Raw genomic sequence first — 16,503 nt, forward strand, 5'->3', positions numbered from 1 at the left:
TTCAATCTTCACATTTTAAGGTCCGCTCAAAGGACTTTGCTCTTATTTCTGCTAATTCACGATTCCTCTCAGCAATCCGTTCTTGAAATGGGTCTTCAGTTGCTTTATCCAGTGAATAAACAAATCCCACGCCAATCCCAACTAGTAGGGCAATTACTCCTATACCTAGTAACCATGTTACAAGGTAATCATTCCTCAGTATCTTCTTCATTTGCTTCAACTTCTTTAGGTTTCTTATTCTTAAAATGAAGTTCGATGTACTGAGCTTCCTCGACTGGTGATAACAAGCCTTCGGCTTCTCCAACCTCGCCGTCTAAAATTCCCCAGATTTTGTTGTGTTCAACGTGAGCTTGAGAAAAATCACCTTGAGACCAATTCGTTAAAATTTCAACATAAACTTCTCCATGTTGATACGTAGCTACGTTCAACTTAGAAACTTCAAGCAGACGTTCAACTCGTTCTTGTGTTAGCTGATATACGCCTCGTTTATATTTTGCTCGCACTTTTTGATGAGATAAAGAGTGTATGATTGCTTGCATATGGCTTTCTGGCAAGTCATTGGGGAATCGTTCCAACAAGTCAATTTGTTCATCTTCGGGCATATCAGTTTCTGCTGTATTAAATTCCTCCTCGATATGTTCTTGAGCTTTCTGTAGCTCTTGTTTTGAAGGTTGATTTAGAAATTGACCTAAGAAATAAACACCCACGAATATAGCTATAACTCCTATGGTGATTGTGGTTATAATCAATGTCTTTTTCATCTGATGTACTCCCGAAGTAAACGTGCAAATGACGGCTCAAAAGGTGCAATTTCTTTCGCTATGCTTTCTAATCGCATATTTATAAAGGTCTCGTGTGGCACGAGGTCTTCATCTTCATTAAATTTCTCCAATTCACTCGCTATTGTTTCCAGTGCTTTTGTTATTCTTGGCACGTAATTCTCGTAGTATCTACGACCATTTACTGTTTCGTGAAATTCCATGTAATCATCTCCCCATTTTTGGTATCCATTACCAATTGTAAGATAAATTCAAACAGCGCTACAAGTTCAAATAAAAAAAGACCGAAGAATGATTCTCCAGTCTAAACTGCTCCGTAATGATCTTGGTCAATATCGTAAGAAACAAATGGTTTATTCAACAGCCTACTAAATGTAGAAATTGCTTTCTTAGGTTTATATCCTTCCGATATTAGAAGTGCATTAAGTTCGATTAAACATTCATCTAACGTGAATTTCTCATGAAAGCACGATTTCATAAAGCTGAATTGATGAACGAACTTCTGCATGATATACGTTTCCACTTGTTTTGGTGATTGATGTTTAAGGACTTGTTTCTCACGTTTGGTTAATTCGAAATCAATCAATTCTAATTTGCTCATAAGTTGGTTTCTCCTTTGAATGATTGTCATTGAGCACACCGATTTTATTTTTAAAACGTGAAACTTCATGTTCATTGATGTTAGTTGACCATTTGTCTTTAGTTCGTTGAATCAATGGACTTTGATTATAATTTATCATTTCAGCTGTTTGTACTGAATTGTCAACCATTTGACCATCAACCACATAAGCAAATTCGGTCATACGCTTAAAACAATTAAAACAAATATTTAAAACTTCATCTTCAGATAATTGGTCGTAACATGCTTGTTTCATTACAATTACGTTCCCAATGATTTGAACATCATCATTAAAATGAATATTCCTACCGTTATAGCTCGACAAAGCTTTACTAATGAGGTCATAACGTGCAATTTCTATTCCGTTGCTGTCTAAGACAATTGCTGGTGTATAGCCACTAGTTGCCAGTCCCATTTCATGAGCATGATGGACATTTTCTTTTCTAGTATTCCACTCGAGATTTTCAACACGATTATTTTCCTTGTTACCGTCAATGTGATTGATTTCTGATTTATTCTCAGGATTCGGTATAAAGGCTTGTCCTACAAGTCGATGAATAAGAAATTCCTTTTTTACATTTCCTCCGATATGAACCCTCAAATATCCACCTTTATTTTTATTTGGCTTCATAAGATATTCATTACCCTTAACTTTATCCACGCTTTTAACATTTCCTTTAGTTGAAACGAAGTAAATTTTTTTGTCCGTTTCCTCAAACTGCTTCCAAATTTCTTTTTCCATTTTTCTTCCTCCGATATGTTCGTTTTGTTGTTACACAGACATTGTATTGCGTTTATTTGCAATGTAAGGAAGAACTCAGGATCTTGTTAAAAAAATTGTGTTTCTTCCTATTAAAAAAACCTCCCACTCGGTAGGAGGATTAAATCTTATATTCAGACCAATCTTTTAATGCGTTTCTCATTCGTTCCGAAGGTATGTAACAATCCATTGGTTTTCCCTCACGTATGCACCCTCGGAACAGATATTGAATTAAATCTGATACAGCCATTAAATCTTGATTCACTTCTACTCCACGAGATAAGAAAAATTTCTTGTCATTGGGATTCATGAAACGATTGTAGACAAATGCTGTCGCCGTTCGATTTGCATAAGCATTGGTTGCTCGTGCATTGAATGGCAAGAAATTGTCGTTTTCACGATTGCCCCTACGATTGAATTTACATTTCTTATTCGACAGCTCATTAGCTTTACTTGATAGCGTTGTCCAAAATAAGTCCTTAGTTGTTTGTTTGCTAACATTCGTAAAGTAGTTTAATAAATTCTTGTTCATTTGAGCTATATCTGTAGAAGGTGCTTTATCGAACCAACGACTTGATAACTGAAACTTCTTAATTTTTTCGTATTCTGTAGGAGATAAATTATCAATGTCTTTTTCTCGATAATCGAAATTATAATTCATCGGGCCTTCATAAATGTTAAGCAAATTATAAAGTTCCTTTCGAGGTTCCACAGTTACATCGTAATCAATCAACTCGTATTTGTTTTCCTCATTTAATACCACGCTGTACTTTTCGTAATTTACATCGTGCATATCGTAGTAGTACTTTTGTTCTTGAGCGTCAAACAAATAAGTCAAAATAAAGATTTCATCGAATACCTCAAAGGCTTTAACATTCATTGTCCAATAGTAGGCAATTCCATTTTGAAGGAATAAAGTATCATTTTCTGCCATAATCCTTACATCATGAAATTTGCTGTTATGCTTCTTACCGACTTCGTCACGTAACCAATGAACTTTACCAAGTTCACCGATTTCAATTGCTCCTATCTCTAGAAGAAGTTCCATATCTTCAAGAACAATATTGTGTAATTGTTCAATGACTTGAGCTGCTTCATCCATAATCAATGTATATCCTTCTTGAGCGATTTCATTTAATGCGCTACTGTCTAATCGTTTAAAGATTTCATGAGTAGTAACAATGTTTTTACCTAGTGCTACAAGCATTTTAAAGTTTTCTAATTTGCTCGTACCATCATTGTAGTTAGGCTGAAAGAAATCTGCTTTAGTTGCTTTGATTACACGCTCAACTTGTTCGAGATACGGTGTAACATAAATATATTTATTTACCGTAGTTGTGCTGTCTCCAAAGCCTGCTATTTCCGAATCATTTAACATTTGAATTGCCCATGACGTTTTTCCAGCGCCACAGATTGCATCTACTACGTTTATTGTTTGTTCTTCATCAATCATCATAAGACCTCCAATTTGTTCATTTGAAAGTATTATATTGATGAAATTTACATCGGTAAGGAATTTAATTGAAAAATACATTTATCCCAAAATCATTAAAAAATGGGATAAATCCAAAGGTGAAACTGCACCACTATTGACCCCACAAGTAGGGTGCTTATAAAGCTATAGTAATAATGAAATCATTCCAAAAGACGTTCACAGCTGAAGGCGAACAGCCGAAGCGATTCTCTGAGCCTGCGAGGAGAATCCAAGAGAACAGCTGTGCTGTGAACGTTTAACGCCGTAGGCATTATAAAGTAATTTATATTAAGCTACTTTACAACTCTCTGGACGTTGCTCAGAGAGTTCCCTCAGTCTCGCATACGCTCGTCTTCGTGTGTGTGCTATTTTTGTTGTTTGTGATGTTATTGATCCACAACAAATTCTATTAAGTTTGCTTTAGATAGTTACTTTTTGTGTTAATACGTATGTATATATTAGTTACTACTTTAGACTATCAAATCAAATCAATTGGAGGACACAATGAACTTTGAACTAATCGACCAAGCATATAACATAGCTAACTTTGATAACCAAGCTACAGAACTAACATATGTGTTAAGTAGGCTATCGAATAATAAAGGCTATATAAAGAAGAACAATGATGAAGATTTAGCTATACTCAATGGTTATAAATTAGCATTAGAACTAATCCAACAGTATCCAGAGCTTATACGACCAACACTGAATGGCACAATGGTTACAGTTAAAAGGAAGTATCAACAGCTTACTAGATTTAGTCGTAACTATAGTGAAGTTAGTGCAGTTAGTTTAGCAATGAATCATCTACAAACAATGATTAAACGTAGGAAGATTATAAATCAAGTGGAGCTTACTTAACGGTAGGCTCTTTTGTTATTTAAATAGGAATTTACATAGGCATTTTTTATTTGCTAGGGGATTCGGAGGACTAAGGGGCAGTTAAATTTTTCCCAATGAAATTCCCTTAATTTTGTCAGACCAATACCCTTACACGAAGGAGGAAAACACATGGCTAATACTGCAATATCTGTTAAAAATTCTAAGAAAAATCTAACGAAACAAGAAGAAGCAGCTCGTAAAGTTGCCGAGGAAATGGTCATTCAAAAACCTGCTAAACCACCACAGCCATTTTACAAGTTGGACAAATTGGAACTAAAGATTTTTAAGAAAATCAGAAGCTACAACGAATACTTTTCTGATGGCGATTCACTCCCATTAACTGAACTTGCAAGAGCTTTTGTTAAACGTGAAGCAATCGAAGAAACATTTAATCAATACACTCCTCTAGATGCTGAATATAAGGAGTTTATGAAAGCTCACAAATATTGGACTGACCAAATTCAGCTCAACATGAAACTGCTAAAGATTACAATTGGTGACCGTTATTCTATGGCTTACGAAATGTCGAAAACTATTCAATCTAACATGGTAGTCGATGAAAACGAAGCTGTAGTTGAAGAAACAAACCCAGTACTCAAACTGATAGACAAATACTAAAAAAGGAGAAAGCAACTATGGAAAATCATAAGCCCAAGGCATATATTTATGCTGAAAAAGTGATAAATAAAGAAATTCAAGCACCTCTACAAGTACGCAAAGCTTGTGAAAACTTCATTGAAGAATTTGACGTAAAGCAACATCAAGACAACTTTAGATTTAAATGGAGTTACGAAATGGAACAGGATCTTGACGAAATTTTAAAGTTAATTAATTTTGCTGAAGGATTGAAACAAGGTGAATGTGTATTTGACCATCTACTACTATGGCAGTTTTTCGCACTGCAGAACATATTTGTATGGGTAGAAAAAGAAAATGAGGCTAATCGGAGAATCCAACGAGCTGTGTTATGTATTGCCAAGAAATCTGGTAAAACATTCATTTGTTCACTGGTGAACCTGATTAGCTTTTTTTTATCGCCATCAAATGCTAACTTTTTCTGTGCTTCCAACACTGGACAACAAGCGAAACTGCTTGTAGAACAATTAGGAAAAATTATCAAAGCTTCACCAAAACTACTCCCTCACTTCACTGTTATGGAGCGTTACATACGATTTGAGCCGAAGAACATCAAATTGGAGTATATGAACGGAGATGCAAATACAGCTCATGGTCGTATTATCACAGTTGGAGTACTCGATGAAGTTGGAGCAGATAATGAATCTGAAAAAATGAACGAAGCTATCGAAAGTTCGCAATATAACGTAAGGAATAAGTTATCTCTAAGGATTTCTACAGCTTACCCAATCGTAAACGGAGTAAATTATTTTAAAAGCGTCTGTGATGATGTTTACCGAAATACTTTTGGAGAAATCGACAATGAGCGTCTTTTTGGCTTACTTTACTATATTGACAATCCGAACAGCAAAGAAATTGTTGATGGAAAAGAGATAGAAAGATGGGAGAATCCTAATCACTGGTGCGAGAGCTGTCCGTTGCTTGCGGAGTTTCCATCTGAACTTGAAGGTCTAATCAATGATTACAAAACTAAAAAAGGAACGAACGCTGAGTTCGATTTCAAAGTATTGAACCTTAACTTGTGGCTATCAGAAAACTACACTAATGAAAACATGTTCACTAATGAATTTGATTTAGAAAAAGGTCGCTGTGAAGATATTCAAGACCTTGAGTGGTGGCGAGGTAAAAAACAAGTATTCTTTGGTGTCGATATGGCTCGTGAAGGTACGGATAATTCAGCTTTATGTATGTTGTGGTATGACCACAAAGAGAGAATTTACTACAGCAAACATTGGGTATTCTATCCGACTGCTTTAGGAGCAGAAAAACATAAAAACGAAGGGTTAAACTACCCTATTTACGCTAAACAAGGGTATGCCATTCCTTGTGGTAACAAATCCATTGATTATGATTTCATTGAAGATTTCATTGTGGATCTTGTAACTGACTATCAATTAGAAGTGGCTTCAATTGCATTTGACCGAACATTTGCTACGGAAATGATGGACAATTTAGCTGAACGAGTTTATCAAGAAGCTCCTTCTGTCGATGTACCTCAAGGACCTCGTGTTCTAGGAGCAACAGTAGTAGACATTCAACGTGCTATCCTTGATGGTCGTTTTAAATATGCACCTAATCCCTTAATGCGAGCTGCATTTTTAAACGGTGTAGTTTTCATGCGTGGTGGCAGACCATGGGTCGATAAAACGGATAAGCTACGAACGAAAATTGATTCCCTTGTGGCTACAATTAATGCTGTTAAATTAGCAATGATGTTCCGAGAAGAAAATAGATTCTATGATGAAGATTTTTCTCATGTGGTTGAACTATAACTAGTTAAAAAAATTGACCAAAAACACTTACTTTAACGGAAGGAGATTATATATATTATGAGCGAGATTACACTCGACCACGCATTAATCGACATTATTGGCTTAAAACGTTTTTATACGTTATACAAGCGAGTGTATGTTTATGAGTGCAAACAAGCTGGTCTATCACAAGGCCAGACACTTATTAAAATTAACAATGAATTAACTTCCCAAGGACAAAAAACAATTTCTTTATCTTTGGTGAAAAACTTATGGTAATAGACCTACAAAGCCAGTAGGTTTAATTATAAAATTTATGGTAACTTCCATTCATTCAATTCCTTTATTGCTCTTTTTCGGTTTAACTCTTGTCAATGTTCCAGTAAGCATGAATTACCCTCATGCTTGCGATAATGTTGATAATCAACACAATTTAACAACTTTTCTCTTGTTAAATTGAATATTTCAGCATTCTTCTGTTGTTTAATTTTTTCAGCACCAATAACGTGGCTTACCTCCCATGTTGTTGGTGTCAATAAATATTAAATTTTGAATCTCATTCTACTCGAATGGGATTTTTTATTTTCCCAAAGAAAGGATTGAAAGCTCAAATGGGAATGTTTGATTTTTTAAAATTTGAAAAACGTTCTGCTGATACAACTGAAACTTTTTCTTCTTCAGACCAAGCATTTACATTAGACGGATTGTTTAACACAAACGCTATCACCGAGGAAAAAGTCTTAAAGATTACTACAGCAAATGCTTGTGTGAACTTGATTTCAAGTCAAATCGCTCAAATGCCAGTGTATCTCTACAGAGAACATGCAAATGACAAGATTGAGAAAATTGTTTATGATGAACGACTTAAACTATTAAATCATGAACCTAACGCATATTTAAATGGCTACAACTTGAAGAAGCACATGGTCAAAGATTATTTGCTACAAGGGGCAACTTATGTAGTCAAATACGAGGCTGGAAATAAACTTCTTGAACTTCACCCTTTAGATGCTAAATCGGTCACAGTAAATAAACGTGTTCAACATGGCTATAGGACTGTAGGAGCAGAAATTACTTTAACTAGTGCTGAGTCTGGTGTGAATACCACTTACAACAACGCACCAACTAAATTTAAACCGTATGAGTTAATGATGGCATTTCGAGATTCGAAAGATGGCTTAAATGCTAAAGGTTTGATTGACCAAGGTAAAGAAATTTTCCAACAAGCTCTTGCTGAAATGGAGTATACAAGCAACCTATACGAGAACGGAGCATTGCCCCTGGGATTGCTTAAAACTTCTGGTCGTTTGAATGAACCTCAAATTGAAGCCTTGCGAGCTTCTTGGAAGAACCTATACGCTGGTGTGAAAAACTCAGCTAAAACGGTCGTGCTTCAAGAAGGCATGGAATATGAAGCATTGTCGATGAATCCTAATGAGATTCAAATGTCTGAGACTAAGAAAAACACAAACAGTGAAATTTGTAAACTCTTTAACGTGCCACAGCACATGGTAGGATCTTCGGATAATGCACAATACATTAACTTGGAACAAAACTTGAGTTTCTTAAAGCAGACGATTTCGCCTATCATCATTTCTCTTGAATCAGCAATGGACAAATCCTTACTGCTCGAAAGCGAGAAAGCAGAAGGCTACTTCTTCCGTTTTGATACAAGTGAAATTTTAAGAACAACTGAGAAAGAGCGTATCGAAACTTTAAATATTGCTGTCTCTAGTGGGATTTACACAATTGATGAAGCTCGAGCGAAAGTAGATTTACCACCAACTCAAAACGAAGCTGAACAGGTGCTAAGTCAAAAAACAGAATTAGATAAAGGAGATGTGGCTAATGGAGAAAATCGAACTCCGACAAATTGACGTTGAACTCCGAGGAATTAACGAGGAAGACGGTAAATTAAAGGTCAGTGGCTACGTCAACCGTACTGGCGAATGGTCTCAGCCACTTGGTCGTGAGAAACGCTTCATTGAACGTATCATGCCCGGCACTTTCACTCGTGCTTTGCAAAAAGGAAATGATGTTGATTTTTTAGCCGAACATGATAACTCGAAATTGCTTGCTTCCACTAAGAATGGTTCCTTAAATCTCCGAGAAGACGACAACGGGCTATTTATGGAAGCAGAAATTTCCCCAACTTCATGGGGCAAAGATTACCACCAATTAATTAAAGACGGCTTACTAACAAACATGAGTTTTGGTATGGCCGTAGGCAAAGACGATTGGAAGAAACGGTCAGATGGCTTATACGAGCGTTCGATTGAAGATATTAGCCTTGTAGAAGTATCTGCTGTGAAAAACCCAGCTTATGTCACATCAACAATTCAAGCACGTTCTTTGGATATTCAATCCGAGGAAGACGTGCTTTTTTTAATGCAAAAAAACAACAAAAACGAAAAGGATGAATTAAACATGGATAAAGAAAAACAACTAAAAGAATTACGTGCTACACTCGAGGCACTTGAAACGGAACAACGTGCTGAAGCAAAAGCATTAGCTGTTGAAGTTCGTACCGAAGTACCTGCTGTAGACCCTAAGGAAACGGAAACTCGTACAGTAGAAAAATTCTTACGAGGCGATATTTACGCTCCAGAAGTTCGTGCTATTACAACTGGCGCTACTCCTGGTTCAGCAACAATTCCTACGCATTTGTCGAATGTGATTGTTGAAAAATTAAATGAATATGCTCCACTATTTGCTCGTACAAAGAATTTCACTCCTGTAAATGGTTTCCTTGAAATTTTACGTGAACAAGCTATCGGTAACGCAGGCTTCTTTGGTGAAATGAATACTCAAAGTATGACTTCTGATTTCACAATGGACAAAGTTCGCTTAGACCAAAAACGTGTTGGTACAGCGATTGAATTATCACAACATTTAGTCAATGACAGCGGTATTGACGTAGTAAATTACGCTATTGGTATTTTATCTCGCCGTTTAGGTATTACTCTTGACGATTCTATCCTTAATGGAGATAAAGCTACTCAATTTGAAGGTGTAGTATTAGATGCTAATGACAAAATTGAAAAAGTTGAGACTGAAGCAGTTGGTGCTATTACGATTGATGATATTTTCGAACTTTACAATACAATGCACCCTGAACATCAAGCTAATGCTGTATTCGTAATGGCTCGTTCAACTTTCAATGAAATTGCTAAATTAAAAGACGAAAACGGTCATTACTTCTTAGTTCGTGATATTGCTACAACTGGATTAACGTATTCAATCTTTGGTCGTCCTGTTCTCATCAATGATAACATGCCACCATTTGGAGCTGGATTACGTTCAATTGTATTCGCTAACTTTGGTGAAGGTTATGCCACAATCACTAAAAAAGGTTTAAATTTAAAACGTATTTCTGATGATACTACTCAAGCATTACGTGGTTCACAGTTATTAGTTCTTGACGCTTACATGGATGGTAAAATCCTTAACCCAGACGCTATTAAACTGTTACAAGTTAAATCTGCTTAAAAATGACTTTCTAAGCTCGGTATAATGCCGAGCTTTTTTATTTTGTAAAAAATTGATCCATTTCCTATAAGGAGGAAAATATAATGAAAAAACGGCTCGGTGGATTTAAGAACATCCACGTTGCAAAACTAAATGAAGATGGCACATTTGTAACTCCGATTGCATTAACTGGTGCCAAATCAATTGAGGCTGAATTGGCTTATGAAACTGTACAATTTTATGCTGATAATGCAATGGATTTCAGCGATTTCATCTTCACTGGTGGAGAAGGAACTTTAACTGTTGCTGGTCTAACTATGAGTGAATATAATACACTATTTGGCTCAACTGTAACAGACGGTGGCGTACTAGTTAAATCAACTGATATTGCGCCAGAAGTTGCGATTCTATTCGAAAGAAATAAACTTGGCTCAAGTGACAAAGTTTACTACGCATTATATGCTTGCAAATTTGCACCTCCATCAATTTCAGCTCAAACTTTTGAAGGTGGAATTGAAGAAGAAGTTGTTGAACTTACTTTCACTGTACGTGAAGTTGAAGATGGCTCTGTATTCTACATGTTAGACTCAGGTGAACATGCTGGCACGAAAGCTTCTGCGTGGTATGAAACGGTTCAAAAAGCCTAATAAAATAACTATTTTACCAATCACATTATTTGTGGTTGGTAATTTTTTTTTGGCATTTTTGCCTTACAAACTGCTATTATCAAATATAATAGTAGTATAATTCGATAGTTTAGTTTTGGTAATGCTCAATCTCTTAATTGAATTTGAGCATTATTTTTTGGTCATTTTTGAATATTAATATTCAATTATTCCTCCAACCAGTTGTAAAATGCCACACTTCCAGTCGATGAGTACTTTTCAACTGTTGTATTCGAATAGAATGCCATTATATCTTTTACTCTACTTTTAGTTTCCTTGTGACCTATTACATTGTTCAGTGCCCCACGCAAATAACCACCAAAATTCTTCACATCATTTTTCACACGTACTTCCGATACCACACGCTCAAATAATTTTTTATCAATACCTTGTTGTTTGTATTCCAAATATAAATCAAAAATTACTTTATCTTGCCTACCCTCTTGTTTAACAACTGCTAACTCTTTAGTTAAAGGTTTTTGTTTATTGTCTGTTTCTTTAGAAACATTTTGATGTTCAGAAGGCTGTTCTATAGGGTGTTCATTCTCGATTTCATCATGTTGCTGTTCAATGATATATATATTGGCGCTTTGTTGTTCGTTCTTTCTTTTTGCTTCATTGATGGATAGTAGATTTAATTTCTCCATTAAAGCGAAAAATCGTCTTACAGTCGAAAGTGAAATTTTTAAATTGAAACGCTGCTCAAACATTTTTTTGAATGAACTATACGCAATCGAAAATACTCCACTGCCCTTTTTCGCAAGATCTGATATTAAATAAATACAACGAATTTGCAAATCGGAGTACTCCCAAACTTCCCTTGCCTTCTCAACAAACTTTTCGGCTACATAATTTAATTTTGAATATCGTTTTAATTCGTCTGCTTTACCGTTTAATAGCATAATACCTTCTCCTTTTCCACACAGAGAAGTTGTGCTAAAATAAGCATAGAACTCCTTGTGAGTTTGTGGTGAACGAATGGTAGAGTTGGCGCTCAGTGACCCATTCGTTTTTATTTTGTAAACTTTTCAATACTAACATATAAAGCAATTGCTCTAAATACTTTTGTTAATGGCACTACTTCTTCTTATTTAACAAATTCATCACTGGTGAAAAGTTATCGTGAGACTTTCTTAAATCGTCAGTATCCATTTGAATGTATCTTCTCATTGTTCGGATATCTGACCATCCTCCCATTTTCTGTAGCGTGAAACTGTCACAGCCATTGAGTGTCATGTTCTTCGCCCACGTATGACGGTAAACGTGAGCTGTCACTTTCTTACCTTCAATCCCAGCTTTATCTGCATAGAATTTCAAACGCTTGTTGAACTGGTTTTGTCCTAGTGGTTCACCCCATTGAGATAAAAAAATTCTATCAGTTGTGAAATGCTTTTTATTTTCACCTATCAGCTGTAACAGCAATTTGACAGTATGTGCAGAAATGGGAGCATATCGAGGTTTACGATTTTTATTCACTTCTCCTTGAAGCGTTATGAAGCGAGTTTGAAAATCAATGTCTCGTGATCTTAGGCTTAATAATTCATTTGCTCTGATTCCACAATCCAATAGCAATATCATGGCAACATAGTCTCTAAATCCGACATAATCACGTTGATTGGGCTGTTTGAATAATTCTTTAATCTCCTCATCGGTAAAGCAATTTGTTAAATCAATGTCTTGTTTTAATAGCCTTACAGAATCCATTGGATTAAATGCTATTAACTCTTCACGTTCCAGATAATTGAACATAGCTTTGTAAACCCTCAAGCGAATATTTATCGTTGTATCTGCCAGTCCAATTCCTTGTTCTTCTTTAATAAATTTATGTCCATCATACTTTTTGGCATCGTACTTTAGATAATTGATATAATCACGAAAAATTTGTGGTGTGAGTTCATCAATATGCTCAATCTCATAGTTTTCATTGAGCCATTTGATAAAGTAGCCCCAGTCTTTTTTGTAATCACGTAATGTTCGAGGTCTTAGTCCCTCAGCGCTCTTGCCCGCAACAACCAAATCAATTGCTTGTTCGAAATCAATTTTTGGATATTCTTTTTCTAAGCTCATTTTCCCAATAGCTGTACGTTTCCTTTTATTTAAAGCCATACAAAAAAGCCCCCTTTGATATGGATGTCAGCGACACCACAAACAAGGAGACTTGTAATTTACAACCCTAAATTAGCTAAATAGGGGTTGTTTTTATACTTTTTAAGGATTGCGTACATTCCAATTTCTATCGTGATTCACAACCCACATTCAAATTTTATTAACTAAGCTTTTATTCACAAACTTCTGGAGTACCTTCAACTTTAGCCGTTCTAAAAGAAGTACCACACCCGCATGAAGCGATGGCATTTGGATTGTCGATTGTGAATCCGCCACCCATTAATGATTGTTTGTAGTCAATTTTCGTTCCCATCAAGATTGGTGCGTCTTCACGGGAAACAAGAATTCTCAAACCGTGTTGCTCATCTATATAATCATCTTCGCCTTGATTTTGGTCGAAATTCATGCCATATGAAAGACCGCTACAGCCGCCACCATGAATCGTTACACGTAAAAAAGAGCCTTCTTCTTCGTTATGCTTTTGCATTTCTTTTACACGAATTGAAGCCGCTTCAGTCAAATCAATTACTTTCTTTTCACTTGTCATCCCATTCACCTTCCTTCTATCTATATCATATCAAGGTACTTAATAAAAATAAAGATATGTGCACTTTTGAATTTGATGTAACCACCGGAATTTCCAGTTAATCAAAATGCTAATAATACATACCTAGTACTATAAATAGGAAAATAGATTCACTACTTCCTGATAATAAAGTGATATAATAGTCTTGAAAAAATAGTATCGAAAGGGGTCTAATTATATGGTATTATCACCTTTCTATGAGAAAAAAGTTGAATGTTTATGCTGCAATAAAACGTTTGCAACAACGAAAATTCGTACAAAATTAGTTAAAATCGAAAGTACAGATACGGATTTTTGCCCAACATATTCTGAATCTTCAGTATCGGCGCTATATTATAATGTATTTGTTTGTGAGCATTGCGGCTTCTCATTTACTGAAGACTTTTCAAAATATTTTGCACCTGGTGTGAAGGAACAAATTTTACAACAAATTTCAACAAAATGGGTTCAACGAAGCTACCATCACGAACGTTCCCTTTTCCAAGCACTAGAAACATATAAATTGGCTTTTGTATGCGGAACGATTAAAAAAGAGAAATCTGTTACACTTGCCGGCCTGGCCCTACGAATCGCCTGGATGTATCGGGAAATTCAAAATGACAACCAAGAACGACGCTTCCTTAAAATCGCGCGTGATCTATATATAGAGTCCTATTCAACTGAAGATTATGCGTCTACCCAAATGTCTGCAACGCGTGTAATTTATATGATCGCCGAACTTTCAAGGCGTATTGGCGATTTAGAGATCGCAACACGCTACTATTCCACAATAATTGAAAATCAACAAATCGGCGGAGAAGCCAAGCTAATTGAAATGGCGAAAGAGCAATGGCAGTTGGTACGTGAGCAACGTGAAAAAGTTCGTGCTGCAGCTGTATAGTATAAAATGTCTTAAAAGCGAGTTAATCTGCTTTTAGGACATTTTTTCTTTTTAGGAAAATCGACTTGAAGAGGGATTGGGGTTTTGTTGCGTTTCATTTTTTTGATGAAACGCGTTTCGGATGTAAATCGAGCTTGTGATGCGTTTCATCCTCTTGATGAAGCGAGTCCTGAACGGAAATCGGGCCTGAGATGCGTTTCATCCTCTCTATCAAACGTATCTTAACGGGAATTGTACTTGTGATGCGTTTCATCCTCCTTATCAAACGCGTCTTGAACGCGAATCGAGCTTAGGATGCGTTTCATTCTCCTTATCAAACGCGTCTTGAACGCGAATCGAGCTTAGAATGCGTTTCATTCTCTCTATCAAACGCGTCTTGAACGCGAATTGCGCTTAGGATGCGTTTCATTCTCCTTATCAAACGCGTCTTGAACGCGAATTGCGCTTAGGATGCGTTTCATTCTCCTTATCAAACGCGTCTTGAACGCGAATTGCGCTTAGGATGCGTTTCATTCTCCTTATCAAACGCGTCTTGAACGCGAATTGCGCTTGTGATGCGTTTCATCCTCTCTATCAAACGCGTCTTACGGGAATTGCGCTTGTGATGCGTTTCATCCTCTCTATCAAACGTATCTTAACGGCAATTGCGCTTGTGATGAATTTCATCCTCTCTATCAAACGTATCTTAACGGCAATTGCGCTTGTGATGAATTTCATCCTCTCTATCAAACGTATCTTAACGGCAATTGCGCTTGTGATGCGTTTCATCCTCTTGATGAAGCGAGTCCTGAACGGAAATCGGGCCTGGGATGCGTTTCATCCTCTCTATCAAACGCGTCTTGAACGGGAATTGCGCTTGTGATGCGTTTCATCCTCTCTATCAAACGCGTCTTAACGGGAATTGCGCTTGTGATGCGTTTCATTCTCCTTATCAAACGCATCTTAATCGTTAATTGCACTTGTGATGCGTTTCATTCTCAATACTAACTCGACAAACTGTTTCATCCCTCCATGAAGCACATTTCAAAATAATATCACCCCTAAACACTGCTTCACCCTCACAACTACTCCCCTTAAAAAAACAAAAAAGCCCGATTTGGAAAACAAACTCGTTGTCTTCCCAATCGAACTTTATCAGCACTAATTTATTAGAATACTTGTTCTACTTCGACGATACCCGGTACTTCTTCTAAAAGAGCACGCTCGATACCTGCTTTTAATGTGATTGTAGAACTTGGGCAGCTGCCGCATGCACCTAAAAGGCGTAAACGTACAATACCGTCTTCTACATCGACTAATTCACAGTCTCCTCCGTCGCGAAGTAAAAAAGGACGTAATTTATCTAAAACTTCTTGTACTTGTTCTTTTTGTTCTATTTCTGTCATTTCCCTCGACTCCTTTCATTAAAATAATTATAATGTGAAGAAAGAAAAAAATCCATAATTTCAGTTTAAGAAAGGTGATTCTATGAAAGAAAATAATCCCGTTATCGAAGTTTTTGGTGCAGAAGTCATTTGTGCAAGCTGTGTCAACGCACCTTCCTCTAAAGATACATATGAATGGCTGCAAGCTGCAATCAGTCGGAAGTTCCCAAAGGATTCCTTTTCAATTCGTTATATCGATATCGAGAAGCCTTTAGAGAATGAAGCGGATAAAGAATGGGCAGAACGAATTCAGAATGATGAATTCTTTTACCCGCTCGTACTGATCAACGGCGATGTGGTCGGTGAAGGCTATATTCAAATTCAACCCGTTTTCTCCACTTTGGAAAAACTTGGATTTGTTGCAAGCGAATAAAAGTACCCTGAATTAAACAAAATCTCTATATGCTTGTTCAGCGTATGACCAACAAGTTTATAGAGATTTTGTATTTTTATAGTATGCTTCCGTTAATTGA

Annotated in this window: 20 protein-coding genes; 10 read left to right on the plus strand and 10 right to left on the minus strand. The window is 36.4% G+C overall.

The window, feature by feature from the left end; all coding sequences use genetic code 11:
* Position 1: 1 nt before the first annotated feature.
* The 6 genes from QYB95_RS04950 to QYB95_RS04975 all read right to left on the minus strand — a co-directional run bounded on the left by QYB95_RS04950 (position 2) and on the right by QYB95_RS04975 (position 3,614).
* Positions 2–211, minus strand: coding sequence for a hypothetical protein (locus QYB95_RS04950; protein ID WP_301137108.1), 210 nt, complete (start codon positions 209–211; stop codon positions 2–4).
* Positions 189–761 carry a DUF6241 domain-containing protein gene (locus QYB95_RS04955; protein WP_301137109.1) on the minus strand — a complete coding sequence of 191 codons (573 nt, stop codon included), beginning with the start codon at positions 759–761 and terminating at the stop codon, positions 189–191. The genes QYB95_RS04950 and QYB95_RS04955 overlap by 23 nt, the downstream gene beginning before the upstream one ends.
* Positions 758–982 carry a hypothetical protein gene (locus tag QYB95_RS04960; RefSeq protein ID WP_301137111.1) on the minus strand — a complete coding sequence of 75 codons (225 nt, stop codon included), beginning with the start codon at positions 980–982 and terminating at the stop codon, positions 758–760. Before QYB95_RS04960 ends, QYB95_RS04955 begins: the two co-directional genes overlap by 4 nt.
* 101 nt (positions 983–1,083) lie before the next feature.
* Positions 1,084–1,380 (minus strand): hypothetical protein, encoded by a 297-nt coding sequence (locus QYB95_RS04965; RefSeq protein WP_301137113.1) that lies wholly within the window; start codon positions 1,378–1,380, stop codon positions 1,084–1,086.
* Entirely contained in the window at positions 1,358–2,140 is a 783-nt protein-coding gene (locus QYB95_RS04970; protein ID WP_301137114.1) for an NUMOD4 motif-containing HNH endonuclease, read from the minus strand. Before QYB95_RS04970 ends, QYB95_RS04965 begins: the two co-directional genes overlap by 23 nt.
* A gap of 139 nt (positions 2,141–2,279) precedes the next feature.
* On the minus strand, positions 2,280–3,614 hold the full coding sequence (locus tag QYB95_RS04975; RefSeq protein WP_301137115.1) for a hypothetical protein: 1,335 nt from the start codon (positions 3,612–3,614) through the stop codon (positions 2,280–2,282).
* 522 nt (positions 3,615–4,136) lie between these two features.
* Here QYB95_RS04975 and QYB95_RS04980 point away from each other — a divergent pair.
* From QYB95_RS04980 to QYB95_RS05010, 7 genes are all read left to right on the plus strand, one after another.
* Complete coding sequence (locus QYB95_RS04980) at positions 4,137–4,493, plus strand: hypothetical protein (protein WP_301137116.1); 357 nt, start codon at positions 4,137–4,139, stop codon at positions 4,491–4,493.
* Between the two features lie 150 nt (positions 4,494–4,643).
* Positions 4,644–5,132 (plus strand): hypothetical protein, encoded by a 489-nt coding sequence (locus QYB95_RS04985; protein WP_301137117.1) that lies wholly within the window; start codon positions 4,644–4,646, stop codon positions 5,130–5,132.
* A gap of 17 nt (positions 5,133–5,149) precedes the next feature.
* Positions 5,150–6,922, plus strand: a complete 1,773-nt coding sequence (locus tag QYB95_RS04990) for a terminase TerL endonuclease subunit (protein ID WP_301137118.1) — start codon at positions 5,150–5,152, stop codon at positions 6,920–6,922.
* A 57-nt stretch (positions 6,923–6,979) separates the two neighbouring features.
* A complete protein-coding gene (locus QYB95_RS04995) occupies positions 6,980–7,180 on the plus strand; it encodes a hypothetical protein (protein WP_301137119.1) in 201 nt (66 codons plus the stop codon).
* A 332-nt stretch (positions 7,181–7,512) separates the two neighbouring features.
* Entirely contained in the window at positions 7,513–8,778 is a 1,266-nt protein-coding gene (locus QYB95_RS05000) for a phage portal protein (RefSeq protein WP_301137120.1), read from the plus strand.
* Positions 8,750–10,390 carry a phage major capsid protein gene (locus tag QYB95_RS05005; RefSeq protein WP_301137121.1) on the plus strand — a complete coding sequence of 547 codons (1,641 nt, stop codon included), beginning with the start codon at positions 8,750–8,752 and terminating at the stop codon, positions 10,388–10,390. The genes QYB95_RS05000 and QYB95_RS05005 overlap by 29 nt, the downstream gene beginning before the upstream one ends.
* A gap of 83 nt (positions 10,391–10,473) precedes the next feature.
* A complete protein-coding gene (locus QYB95_RS05010; protein ID WP_301137122.1) occupies positions 10,474–11,016 on the plus strand; it encodes a major tail protein in 543 nt (180 codons plus the stop codon).
* Between the two features lie 185 nt (positions 11,017–11,201).
* Here the strand turns inward: QYB95_RS05010 and QYB95_RS05015 are convergent, their stop codons facing one another.
* The 3 genes from QYB95_RS05015 to QYB95_RS05025 all read right to left on the minus strand — a co-directional run bounded on the left by QYB95_RS05015 (position 11,202) and on the right by QYB95_RS05025 (position 13,687).
* On the minus strand, positions 11,202–11,936 hold the full coding sequence (locus QYB95_RS05015; protein WP_301137124.1) for a hypothetical protein: 735 nt from the start codon (positions 11,934–11,936) through the stop codon (positions 11,202–11,204).
* 175 nt (positions 11,937–12,111) lie between these two features.
* A complete protein-coding gene (locus QYB95_RS05020; protein ID WP_301137125.1) occupies positions 12,112–13,140 on the minus strand; it encodes a tyrosine-type recombinase/integrase in 1,029 nt (342 codons plus the stop codon).
* A 172-nt stretch (positions 13,141–13,312) separates the two neighbouring features.
* Positions 13,313–13,687, minus strand: coding sequence for a HesB/IscA family protein (locus QYB95_RS05025; protein ID WP_301137126.1), 375 nt, complete (start codon positions 13,685–13,687; stop codon positions 13,313–13,315).
* Positions 13,688–13,904: 217 nt separating this feature from the next.
* On the opposite strand from QYB95_RS05025, the gene QYB95_RS05030 reads away from it, so the two are divergent.
* A complete protein-coding gene (locus tag QYB95_RS05030; protein ID WP_301137127.1) occupies positions 13,905–14,606 on the plus strand; it encodes a DUF2225 domain-containing protein in 702 nt (233 codons plus the stop codon).
* A gap of 601 nt (positions 14,607–15,207) precedes the next feature.
* Positions 15,208–15,468: a hypothetical protein gene (locus tag QYB95_RS05035; RefSeq protein WP_301137128.1), complete on the plus strand. Its 261-nt coding sequence runs from the start codon at positions 15,208–15,210 to the stop codon at positions 15,466–15,468.
* Positions 15,469–15,754: 286 nt separating this feature from the next.
* Here the strand turns inward: QYB95_RS05035 and QYB95_RS05040 are convergent, their stop codons facing one another.
* Positions 15,755–15,991 carry a NifU family protein gene (locus QYB95_RS05040; protein ID WP_301137129.1) on the minus strand — a complete coding sequence of 79 codons (237 nt, stop codon included), beginning with the start codon at positions 15,989–15,991 and terminating at the stop codon, positions 15,755–15,757.
* An 82-nt stretch (positions 15,992–16,073) separates the two neighbouring features.
* On the opposite strand from QYB95_RS05040, the gene QYB95_RS05045 reads away from it, so the two are divergent.
* The gene (locus tag QYB95_RS05045; RefSeq protein WP_301137130.1) at positions 16,074–16,403 is read left to right on the plus strand and encodes a YuzD family protein; all 330 of its coding nucleotides are present in this window, start codon (positions 16,074–16,076) and stop codon (positions 16,401–16,403) included.
* The last annotated feature ends 100 nt before the right edge of the window (positions 16,404–16,503 follow it).

This window comes from Ureibacillus aquaedulcis, assembly GCF_030418165.1.
Classification (GTDB): domain Bacteria; phylum Bacillota; class Bacilli; order Bacillales_A; family Planococcaceae; genus Ureibacillus; species Ureibacillus aquaedulcis.

Coding starts and splice junctions, on each gene's coding strand:
- QYB95_RS05020 (WP_301137125.1), bottom strand. CDS start 13,140: ATGGCTTTAAATAAAAGGAAACGTACAGCTATTGGGAAAATGAGCTTA.
- QYB95_RS04965 (WP_301137113.1), bottom strand. CDS start 1,380: ATGAGCAAATTAGAATTGATTGATTTCGAATTAACCAAACGTGAGAAA.
- QYB95_RS05015 (WP_301137124.1), bottom strand. CDS start 11,936: ATGCTATTAAACGGTAAAGCAGACGAATTAAAACGATATTCAAAATTA.
- QYB95_RS04950 (WP_301137108.1), bottom strand. CDS start 211: ATGAAGAAGATACTGAGGAATGATTACCTTGTAACATGGTTACTAGGT.
- QYB95_RS04995 (WP_301137119.1), top strand. CDS start 6,980: ATGAGCGAGATTACACTCGACCACGCATTAATCGACATTATTGGCTTA.
- QYB95_RS05030 (WP_301137127.1), top strand. CDS start 13,905: ATGGTATTATCACCTTTCTATGAGAAAAAAGTTGAATGTTTATGCTGC.
- QYB95_RS05010 (WP_301137122.1), top strand. CDS start 10,474: ATGAAAAAACGGCTCGGTGGATTTAAGAACATCCACGTTGCAAAACTA.
- QYB95_RS05025 (WP_301137126.1), bottom strand. CDS start 13,687: ATGACAAGTGAAAAGAAAGTAATTGATTTGACTGAAGCGGCTTCAATT.
- QYB95_RS04985 (WP_301137117.1), top strand. CDS start 4,644: ATGGCTAATACTGCAATATCTGTTAAAAATTCTAAGAAAAATCTAACG.
- QYB95_RS05000 (WP_301137120.1), top strand. CDS start 7,513: ATGGGAATGTTTGATTTTTTAAAATTTGAAAAACGTTCTGCTGATACA.
- QYB95_RS04955 (WP_301137109.1), bottom strand. CDS start 761: ATGAAAAAGACATTGATTATAACCACAATCACCATAGGAGTTATAGCT.
- QYB95_RS04990 (WP_301137118.1), top strand. CDS start 5,150: ATGGAAAATCATAAGCCCAAGGCATATATTTATGCTGAAAAAGTGATA.
- QYB95_RS04980 (WP_301137116.1), top strand. CDS start 4,137: ATGAACTTTGAACTAATCGACCAAGCATATAACATAGCTAACTTTGAT.
- QYB95_RS05005 (WP_301137121.1), top strand. CDS start 8,750: ATGGAGAAAATCGAACTCCGACAAATTGACGTTGAACTCCGAGGAATT.
- QYB95_RS04970 (WP_301137114.1), bottom strand. CDS start 2,140: ATGGAAAAAGAAATTTGGAAGCAGTTTGAGGAAACGGACAAAAAAATT.
- QYB95_RS04960 (WP_301137111.1), bottom strand. CDS start 982: ATGGAATTTCACGAAACAGTAAATGGTCGTAGATACTACGAGAATTAC.
- QYB95_RS05040 (WP_301137129.1), bottom strand. CDS start 15,991: ATGACAGAAATAGAACAAAAAGAACAAGTACAAGAAGTTTTAGATAAA.
- QYB95_RS05045 (WP_301137130.1), top strand. CDS start 16,074: ATGAAAGAAAATAATCCCGTTATCGAAGTTTTTGGTGCAGAAGTCATT.
- QYB95_RS04975 (WP_301137115.1), bottom strand. CDS start 3,614: ATGATGATTGATGAAGAACAAACAATAAACGTAGTAGATGCAATCTGT.